We start from the raw sequence: 1772 nt of genomic DNA, 5'->3' as shown, positions 1-1772 counted from the left end.
AGAGCCAATTACAGTTCAAATTGTCTCTAAGCTTGTCTGTCTCTAATCTGGCAAAGTACGCCAGCCAAGAGACTACCACGGCTGAGCATCCACCGGGATTCCATTCCAGACTAAACGGTTTTCTATTTGTTTTACATTAGTAGTATTAATATTATAGATTCTAATGATTCGATATTTTATTTAAAACAATACTAAAAAGGCCATCCAGTTGATTTTTTTGGATGACCTTTTAGTATATCTAAATAATTGTATGTAACCAAAGTTGAAAAAGAACCTTTATTATAGTCAAAACAAAGATATTTCTATATTGAAAAGGTTTATTAATTAATGGGAAAATTAGTGACTAAAAAATATTTGTGCTATGATTAAATGATAATTTTTTAAAGGAGGTCATCACATGGCCATAAAATTAGTTGCTTTTGACATGGATGGAACATTTCTCAATGATCAAAACACTTATAATCACCAACGTTTTGGTGAAATACTACAAGGTTTACGAGCAAAGGGTATCCGTGTGGTAGCCGCCAGTGGTTCACAATATCAACGTTTGCAAGATCAATTTGACGAATTCAAAAATGAAATGGACTTTGTTTCCCAAAATGGGGCCGCCGTTTATAGTGAAGGACAACCTTTGTTGATCAAAGCAATGCCAGAAGCAGCGGTAACAGCGACTTTAGATACGATTCATCAACAATTTTCTGCCAACGATATTGCTGAACATTTGGTAGTGGGGGTGAAATCAGCCTATGTTGATCAGAAAATTTCCCAAGCTGCTTATGATTTAACATATCATTATTACAATCATCTTCAACGGGTGAGTGACTTGGCAACCGTCACGCCACAGCGTTTGCAAGATCAGATCACCAGTATCGGAATAACTTTCGCTCCCCATGTTGATTTTGCCCAAGCTTTAGTTGGTTTAAAAAGGGCTTTACCAGTTGGTTTAGCTAGTCAAACTTCTGGATATAATACTGAATTGATCAGTGAAAACTCGGTCAATAAGGCGGAAGGTTTGAAAACTTTGCAAGATCGTTATGACATTGCCAATGATGAGATCATGGCCTTTGGTGATAATGAAAATGATTTGAGTATGTTGAAATTAACACCGTTTGGCTATGCAGTTGATAATGCCGTTCCAAAGATCAAAGACCAAGTTACACATTATACTGATTCCAACAATGATGAGGGTGTCTTGAATATTTTGGAACAGTTAGTTTAATTAAATATCATTATATTTGTTCAACAAATAAAAACATCGATAGCCGTATTGATTGAGATTAATAATTCATCCGCCGATAATAAGTTTGGTTCAATAATTCTGTAATCAAAAAATATTTAGGGGAGAATATTGATGAATAAAACGGCAGAGAAAAGAACAGTAGAGAAAATCGATCGGGAAATGTTACAAAAATTAGAGGATACTTACAACAATCCCGATATGGAAAAACGTCCTGATTTGAAGAAAATTATTCAAACGGCTTTGAAAGAATTTCAACAAACGGAAAATGTCGATCAAGTGGTACCAAAACTATTTCGACAAATTGCCAATAACTATATCGAAGATCCCAAAAATTTTCCTGAGTCATTGATCGAACTTTATTATCAGTGCCGAATGTTAGTGGTTAAATATGATGGGGTTGAATGGAGCGATGTCCAAGCCGGTTTGACCTGGTTTGAATAAGAGTGGCGCAACTCGTTTTTGAATTTGATATAAGCCTGCGTTGGCACCTGTCAAGTTGACGTTTGAAATAATATAAATTTGAATAGTGTTT

General features: G+C 35.2%; 2 protein-coding genes. Both read left to right on the top strand.

Annotation, left to right across the window (positions count from 1 at the left end):
• The first annotated feature begins 397 nt into the window (after positions 1 to 397).
• Positions 398 to 1219 carry a Cof-type HAD-IIB family hydrolase gene (locus tag FD29_RS07200; protein WP_057888265.1) on the top strand — a complete coding sequence of 274 codons (822 nt, stop codon included), beginning with the start codon at positions 398 to 400 and terminating at the stop codon, positions 1217 to 1219.
• A gap of 132 nt (positions 1220 to 1351) precedes the next feature.
• Positions 1352 to 1681, top strand: coding sequence for a bacteriocin immunity protein (locus FD29_RS07195; protein WP_057888264.1), 330 nt, complete (start codon positions 1352 to 1354; stop codon positions 1679 to 1681).
• Positions 1682 to 1772: the final 91 nt, after the last annotated feature.

Source organism: Companilactobacillus mindensis DSM 14500 (assembly GCF_001434275.1).
Classification (GTDB): domain Bacteria; phylum Bacillota; class Bacilli; order Lactobacillales; family Lactobacillaceae; genus Companilactobacillus; species Companilactobacillus mindensis.
Note: the sequence above shows the minus strand (reverse complement) of the source record. Positions and strands in the feature narration are given on the sequence as shown.

Excerpts from the sequence above, each read along its gene's own strand:
- FD29_RS07200 (WP_057888265.1), top strand. The coding sequence starts at position 398 with ATGGCCATAAAATTAGTTGCTTTTGACATGGATGGAACATTTCTCAAT.
- FD29_RS07195 (WP_057888264.1), top strand. The coding sequence starts at position 1,352 with ATGAATAAAACGGCAGAGAAAAGAACAGTAGAGAAAATCGATCGGGAA.